Source organism: Robinsoniella sp. (genome assembly GCF_034124845.1).
On record NZ_JAWYAJ010000381.1, the window covers coordinates 1 to 7,584 of the forward strand.

Annotated in this window: 7 protein-coding genes and 2 pseudogenes; 1 reads left to right on the top strand and 8 read right to left on the bottom strand. The window is 42.2% G+C overall.

Annotated features, from left to right (window positions below; translation table 11 throughout):
* The 3 genes from ACH2DQ_RS19145 to ACH2DQ_RS19155 form a co-directional block, all read right to left on the bottom strand.
* A partial coding sequence (locus ACH2DQ_RS19145) for a MerR family transcriptional regulator (RefSeq protein ID WP_395027880.1) occupies positions 1 to 179 on the bottom strand: 179 nt, incomplete at its 3' end.
* Positions 180 to 410: 231 nt separating this feature from the next.
* Positions 411 to 1,769, bottom strand: coding sequence for a DNA repair protein RadA (gene radA, locus ACH2DQ_RS19150; RefSeq protein WP_395027877.1), 1,359 nt, complete (start codon positions 1,767 to 1,769; stop codon positions 411 to 413).
* A gap of 78 nt (positions 1,770 to 1,847) precedes the next feature.
* Positions 1,848 to 1,943 carry a hypothetical protein gene (locus ACH2DQ_RS19155; protein ID WP_394916198.1) on the bottom strand — a complete coding sequence of 32 codons (96 nt, stop codon included), beginning with the start codon at positions 1,941 to 1,943 and terminating at the stop codon, positions 1,848 to 1,850.
* Here ACH2DQ_RS19155 and ACH2DQ_RS19160 point away from each other — a divergent pair.
* Positions 1,930 to 2,079, top strand: a pseudogene (locus ACH2DQ_RS19160) (DUF6783 domain-containing protein); the annotation flags it as partial. The gene ACH2DQ_RS19155 and the pseudogene ACH2DQ_RS19160 sit on opposite strands and share 14 nt — an antisense overlap.
* Here ACH2DQ_RS19160 and ACH2DQ_RS19165 read toward each other — a convergent pair.
* From ACH2DQ_RS19165 to ACH2DQ_RS19185, 5 genes and pseudogenes are all read right to left on the bottom strand, one after another.
* A pseudogene (locus ACH2DQ_RS19165) lies at positions 2,017 to 2,181 on the bottom strand (hypothetical protein); the annotation flags it as partial. The pseudogenes ACH2DQ_RS19160 and ACH2DQ_RS19165 overlap by 63 nt on opposite strands.
* A gap of 25 nt (positions 2,182 to 2,206) precedes the next feature.
* The gene (locus tag ACH2DQ_RS19170) at positions 2,207 to 2,620 is read right to left on the bottom strand and encodes an endosialidase (RefSeq protein WP_394916197.1); all 414 of its coding nucleotides are present in this window, start codon (positions 2,618 to 2,620) and stop codon (positions 2,207 to 2,209) included.
* A gap of 273 nt (positions 2,621 to 2,893) precedes the next feature.
* Positions 2,894 to 5,347, bottom strand: coding sequence for an ATP-dependent Clp protease ATP-binding subunit (locus tag ACH2DQ_RS19175; RefSeq protein WP_394916196.1), 2,454 nt, complete (start codon positions 5,345 to 5,347; stop codon positions 2,894 to 2,896).
* A 17-nt stretch (positions 5,348 to 5,364) separates the two neighbouring features.
* Positions 5,365 to 5,733 carry a GntR family transcriptional regulator gene (locus ACH2DQ_RS19180; protein ID WP_394916195.1) on the bottom strand — a complete coding sequence of 123 codons (369 nt, stop codon included), beginning with the start codon at positions 5,731 to 5,733 and terminating at the stop codon, positions 5,365 to 5,367.
* A gap of 233 nt (positions 5,734 to 5,966) precedes the next feature.
* Positions 5,967 to 7,421: a cadherin-like beta sandwich domain-containing protein gene (locus tag ACH2DQ_RS19185; RefSeq protein ID WP_394916194.1), complete on the bottom strand. Its 1,455-nt coding sequence runs from the start codon at positions 7,419 to 7,421 to the stop codon at positions 5,967 to 5,969.
* Positions 7,422 to 7,584 lie beyond the last annotated feature (163 nt).

Consider the following 7,584-nt stretch of genomic DNA (forward strand, 5'->3'; position numbering starts at 1 on the left):
GATACTTCGATTTCCCGGAAGAACATGATCTGCTGTAATTTTTCTAATGCCTGATTATCATAGAGCCGATATCCTGCTTCTGTTAGCCGCGCAGGCTTTAGCAGCCCTATTTCATCATAATAGCGAAGTGTTCTGATACTTACCCCTGTGATTTCCGCTACTTCTTTTACTGTTTTCATTTTGCCTCCTTTCCTTTTCATCTTAAACCATTACGCCACGAGAGAGTCAATCTATTATTTTTACCAGTGCTCTATTCGGTTAGAAATGAAATTGACAATGGATCACTAGAGCGTATTTTATCACTGATACAACTGACTTTATGAAAATAAAAATAAGGACATAGCAGTTTGTTTTGTTTATCTGCTACATCCTATTACTTCTCTTAGAAAACAGTCCTGGAAAGATATTTGTTAAATACAATTCACGGCATCTTTTACCGTCTGAACTCCCACAATGCGTATCCCTTTAATCTTTTCAACTGCTTTTAGGGAAACTTTTGGCATAATCACTGTCTCGAATCCTAGTTTCTTGGCTTCCTGCACTCTTTGTTCCGGCATATTTACAGCTCTCACTTCCCCGCTCAACCCCACTTCACCAAAGACGATGGTCTTCTCATCGATTGCCCAGTCTTTATAACTGGATACAACCGCCATTATAATGCCCAGATCAATCGCAGGTTCATTCATTTTGATTCCCCCAGCGATATTTACATAGGCGTCACATGCTGAGAGGTGCATGCCAAGTCGTTTCTCAAGAACTGCCATTAATAAATTCACCCTGTTATAATCCGTTCCTGCTGCTGTCCTCCTGGGAATAGCTAAATTACTCTGACATACCAATGCCTGTATCTCTATTAATATGGGGCGTGTTCCTTCCATAGAACATGCAACAATCGATCCGGAAGCACCTTCCGGTTTTCCATTCAACATAAATTCTGATGGATTTGCCACTTCCACTAAACCAATATCCCTCATTTCAAATACACCGATTTCATTTGTGGATCCGAACCGGTTCTTTACCCCTCTCAGAATTCGGTACGCAGCATGGCGGTCTCCTTCAAAATATAATACCGTATCCACCATGTGTTCCAATACTCTGGGTCCGGCTACAACACCCTCTTTGGTTACGTGTCCCACTAGAAAAATAGAAATCCCAAGACCTTTTGCAATCTGCATAAATACATTTGTAGACTCTCTTACCTGTGACACACTTCCCGGAGCAGAACTCACCTCATCCCGATACATTGTCTGTATGGAGTCTATCACTACTACTTCCGGATTGATTTTTTTAATAACTTCCTGGATAATTTCCAAGTTTGTTTCACACAAGATCAACAGAGAATCTTTAAAATCTCCAATTCTGCTGGCTCTGAGTTTGATTTGCTGTAATGATTCTTCTCCAGAAATATATAGCACTTTCACCGCTTTATCAGTCAGATTCTTACATACCTGAAGCAGCAGCGTAGACTTACCGATTCCCGGATCCCCCCCAACTAAAATCAAAGAGCCTTGTACAATACCTCCACCCAGGACCCGGTCAAGCTCCATCATTCCAGTCTGCATCCGGTCAGTTTCTTTCATTTGGATACTGGTAAGCTTCATGGGTTCTATTTCATTTGCTTTTTTTACCGCTTTAACGGATGAGGTCTTTTGAATTACTTCTTCTGTAAACGTATTCCATTCTTTACAGGCGGGACACTGCCCGGACCATTTGCTGGATTCATATCCACAGTTTTGACAAAAAAATACCGTAGTTTTTCCTTTAGCCATCAATTCCTCCTTAAATACTGATTTATCCGAAAGAAGTCCGGTTTCTCCACAATAGCTGTGAAAAGACCGGACTTCTTTTTACTTTATTTCCACCAGCATCAAATCAGATGAGCGCCCACGCGCTTCCATCTGGCAGCTGCCGCTAGAGCGTGTTTGAAAAATGCTTTCTGACATCTGTGCGTTCCAGTTTGGTATATTTGTCCCGAATTCAGGTTACATAGCCCGCTATGTGCCCTTCATTCGGGACAAATATACCGCAAAGTGGGGCGTGCAGATGGCGGGAATGATTTATCAAACACGCTCTAGGGTTTATAACTTGCAAAGCCTTAATACGCCAACGTATTAGATCATGATTCACTCGTTTTTGCGATGTAAGACGTACAGATTGATAAAGTGCTTTATATACACACACCTGAAGAATGATTTTCTAACAGGTTCTAAGCTTTTACGATTTTAACAAAAGCTTTATCCGTATTATCTAATTCTACGCTTAAAGAAAGCTTACCACCCAGATTTGTCTGCATTTTTCCGGCATTTTCGTCATCAATAAAGATTTCGTAAGCAGTATCTTCTTCCAATTCAACTGTGATCTGTGCATCTGTAGGTCCTTCAACTTCAAAGCTGACCCCATTTGCATCTGCTGAAAGATGATTTACGGTAGTTCCGGGAACAGATTCATATACGAACATTCCATTTCTTTCTAACTTGGTAATTTCTTTAAATGTTTTTACCTTATACAAATCCCCATTATATTCAAAATCAGAAAGCTTTGATTTCTGGTCCAATTCATAATTCCCGAAACTAATTGTTCCGTCATCTTCTGTACGTATTAATTCTTTTACAACTGACATTAGTATGCCCTCCTAGTATTTCGTTGATAGTTATCCTCTATTCTATTGTTCTTAAAATTTTATCATAAAAAAGAGAAATATGCTAGTGATTTATTCATTCTTCATGAAAATTTAATGGGTAGCTAAACAGTTCAGCAAGCATGAACTGTTACACATCCAGCCCATTGAAATTCGCCTTCTGCGAAGGGCTGGGCGTCTGCAGCCACCAGGTTTTCGTACAGTCTGCGCAGTAAATGCGCAGACCTGTCTGAACTGTTACGGTTAGCTTTCACTCTATTTTATATAAAATTTAATTTCTTTATTTGATAACCCAACGCTTACCGTATCCCCTGATTTCACTTTTCCTTCCAGGATTTCCTCTGCAAGTGCATCTTCAATCTTATTTTGAATTGCCCGCTTTAACGGTCTTGCTCCGTACTTATCATCAAAACCTTCTTCCGAAATAAAGCTCTTTACAGAATCCCTTACATTTAAAGTTATATTCATCTGTTCCTTGCATCGTTTCGTAAATTCTTTTAACAGAAGGCCAACGATACTCTTTATATTTTCTTTGTTTAAAGAATGGAATACAATAATTTCGTCAATTCGGTTTAAGAATTCCGGCTTAAACATGCGGCGGACTTCCTCCATAACATTGCCCTTCATGACATTATAATTGTGTTTTTCATCATCTACTGCTGCAAAACCCAGTTTTTTCGGTGAAATAATGGACTGTGCACCGGCATTGGATGTCATAATGAGAATTGTATTTTTAAAATCTATCTTACGCCCCTGGGCATCTGTTATGTGCCCGTCATCTAATACCTGGAGCAGAATATTAAATACATCCGGATGTGCCTTTTCAATTTCGTCAAACAAAATGACAGAATATGGGTTACGGCGAACTTTTTCACTTAGCTGACCGCCTTCTTCATATCCAACATATCCAGGAGGGGAACCTACCAGCTTAGAAACGCTGTGCTTCTCCATGTATTCAGACATATCAACCCGAATCATTGCCTGTTCACTGCCAAAAACAGTCTCTGCAACCGCTTTGGACAACTCCGTTTTTCCTACACCGGTTGGACCCAGGAATAAAAATGATCCGATTGGGCGCTTCGGATCCTTTAATCCGACTCTGCCCCGCTTGATAGCCTTGGCAACTGCAGTTACCGCTTCATCCTGTCCTATGACCCTTTGATGAAGTGTCTGTTCCAGGCGAAGCAGCCGGTGCGTTTCTTTTTCAGCCAGTTTTTGCACCGGTATCTTGGTCCACATGGATACAACTTCGGCCACATCCGGCTCTTCCACCATCAGCTGCTTCGCTGCATTCTTCTTCTCTATGCGGCTTCGCAGGCTTGTTAACTTCTTCTCTTTTGCTTCCTGTTCCTTTTTTATTCTTGCAGCCTCATCAAAGTCTCCTTCTTTAATCGCATCTTCCTTTTCCTGAGCCAAAACAAATACTTCATTCTGCAGCTCTTCCAGATTTGCCGGAACCTGGTAGCCTTTCAGCTGAACTTTGGATGCAGCTTCATCAATCAGGTCAATTGCCTTATCCGGCAGAAACCTGTCGCTGATAAATCTCATGGAATACTTCACTGCTGATTCAATTGCTTCATCCGTGATCATTACGCGGTGATGCTTCTCATAACTCGGGCGCAGCCCTTTTAGGATTTCAATTGCTTCTTCCTCTGTTGGTTCTTCTACCGTAACCGGCTGAAATCTTCGCTCAAGCGCAGGATCTTTCTCAATATATTTACGATACTCTTCAATTGTTGTAGCTCCAATCAACTGGATCTCACCCCGGGAAAGGGAAGGTTTTAAAATGTTGGAAGCATCCATTGCCCCTTCAGCTCCCCCTGCACCGATAATGGTATGAAGTTCATCTATGAACAGGAGTACGTCACTGCAATCCATAACCTCTTTGATTACTTTTTTAATTCGCTCCTCAAATTCACCACGGTATTTGGACCCTGCTACCATACTTGCCAGATCCAGCGTAACAACCCGCTTATCCTGAATGGTCCGCGGAACGGCTCCAGCAATAATTTTTTGTGCAAGACCTTCCGCAATAGCTGTTTTACCCACTCCGGGTTCTCCTATTAAGCAGGGATTATTCTTGTTACGTCTGCTTAAAATCTGTATAATACGTTTTATTTCCTCTTCTCTTCCAATAACCGGATCCAGTTCTCCCTGACTTGCCTGCTCTGTCAAATCCCGGCTGTACTGATCCAGCATTGGCGTTGCCGAACTTTTCTGTCTGCTCTTGGACGCCTTTACTTCCTGCAGATAAGCCTTATAGGTTTCCTCATCCGCACCCATGATCCCCATGATTTCCATATACAGTTTTTGCAGCTGTATCCCCATGGTATGAAGAAGCCGCGTTGCCACACATTCCACGTCCCTTAATAAAGAGAGTAAGATATGTTCTGTTCCAATTTCATCCATTTGGAAAAAGGACGCTTCTTTTTCACTGCTTTCTAAAACAGCCTGTGCACGTGGTGTATAACCATCCGGATTGGCCAGTGCAACACCGCCTTCCGGGGCAATCAGCTGTTCTATTAAAGTCAGCAGCTGTTCTTCCTCTACACCGCCTTCTTCAAGAACAATATGTGCCGTTCCTGTTCTTTCTCTTAAGAGTCCCAACAGTAAATGTTCGGAACCGATATAACTCTGTGCACATTCCTTTGCCGCCTGCTTGGCAAGCACTAATGCGGTCTGCGCACTGTCTGTAAATTCTTTATGCATAGATATTCCTCCTGCTATTATTCATATTCTGCCAGGATCTCGTCCACCAATGCATGAACTTCCTGGCCGGTAATGTGTTTGCACCTGCCTTTTGCAAGCAAAACACGTAAATTTTCTTTCATTTCCTCTAAAGCCTGCAATTTATCGATATCCAGAGATATAATTGCTCCTCTTCTTCTGTCTATCGTCACAAATCCTTCTTGTTTTAAAACCGCATATGCTTTATTTACTGTATGCATATTGATTCCGATATCTTCCGCCAGCTGTCTTACAGAAGGTAAAACATCACCTTCCTGAATGCTGGAAGTAGCAATTCCCAATATGATCTGATTTCTAAGTTGAATATATAACGCCTCTTCACTTTGAAAATCTATTTTTATCATCATAGTATCACCCTTCTATCCTATGTTTGTTATATTTATAATATAACACCTGTCATTATCTGTCAACCCAATTTAGAATTTGGAAGCTAACACGATCTATCCCCCCGATAAGTACAAATTGGCTATCGCACGATCTGCACGCCCGGTAATTCCAAACTGATTATCGCAAAAATAGAGAGACACGCTTATCGTTCCTAAGCGGTGTCTCTCTATTTCTCATTTGTACTAATAGCCTTTTATAAATCAATCATGGTTACATCTACTTCAGTGGGATTTTCATCTGCCTGCTGCTGTAAATTCACCTGGGGATTCGGATTTTCTGAGGGCGATTTCTTTGGCGGTCTTTGCTTTTTTACAGGCTGCTGTACTGCTCCTGAATTTTGCTGTACATTCCCCTGTGGTTTTGGCTGAACAGTTGGCTTAGACTGCTTCTGAACCTTTGATTGTCCCTGTTTCAACTGATCCGGCGCATTTACCTGGCCCTGTGTTTTTGACTGTGGTTTTGGCTGACCCTGTGGTCTTCCCTGGTTCTGAGGTCTGGCCTGATCGGTCTGCTTCGGCTGACCCTGAGTTCTGGGCTGAACCGACTGCTTTGGCTGAACCTGTGGTCTGGGCTGTTCGGACTGCTTCGGCTGGCTCTGGGGTCTTCCCTGAGGTGCTTTTTTACCCTGAACTCTTTTGTGTACCTGGCTTCTGTCCCCAGCGGTCTGTTTCAGCTGATTTTGCGCATTTTGCTGACCGTTTACCGGTCTTTGTGCGGTTCCTCCTGCTGCTGCATTTCCATCCTGCGTGCCGGAAACTTTCTTTACTTTTTTTACAGGTTTCACGACCTGATTGTTTGCAAAGCTTTCTTCCGCTTTTCTGGAAAGTACATCGGCTTTCACCTGCGCCTGACCATTTCCAAAGACTTCTTCTGTGGTTTCCTGTACCTTTTCTAACGGTACCCCGGGAGCATCTGCACTTTCCGGCTGCATCTCCTGAACCGGCGCATAATAATAATCCGAACTCAGTGTTTTTTCTTTTCTTGCAAATTCATTGGTATTAAAGTCCAATGTATTTTCTGCTTCCCGTAAATCATCCTTCAGATCTTTATTCTTAAGCGCCAAATTAATGATTATAAAAAGTAAGATTACAGCAAATGCAATCATACCATATAATATTTTCATAGCCAGTTCCAATTTCTGATTAACCTGCTCCATCTGTGTATTTAACATCTTCACAGTATCATTCTGTACGGAATCTGTCTGGGCTGTCTTTTGTTCTGTAGCCGGCTGTGACTCAGAAGCTGCTGCCTGATTAGTTGCCGCTTCCGATGCTGCTTCTGTTGTTGCTGCAGCATCGGCTGTTACATGAAGCGTATAAACTGCCTTACTCCCATCTTCAGCTGCAACGGTTATTGTTACGGTACCACTTCCATTATCCAGCTGATTTCCATCGATGGATGCAATCTCTGCATTTACATCGGAAGGCTGCGGATCTAATGTCAATGATTTTGTTCCAGCCGGTACTTTTACTTCATATTCTGTTGTTGAATAATAAAATTCCGGTGAAACTTCTGCGTTTTCAATGCCAAGCGTCGCCAGAGAGTTATCGCTGGACGAGCCGGTAGCAAAAACAGTCATGGAAGAAAGCCATAACATCAGCATTGCCAAAACAACCTGGTACTTCCATGTTCCTTTTAAAATCTTCATACTTTTACCTCCTGAATAGCGCAAGCTGGCTTGTGCTATTCCTTAATTAGTAGTTTGAAAACGATTTTCTTCCAAACTTATACCCCTTGCATACCGCAGACGAGTCTGCGGTACTGCTTCAATAGAAAGTATGGAACGCTTTTTGTTCCAAACTTATGCCCCT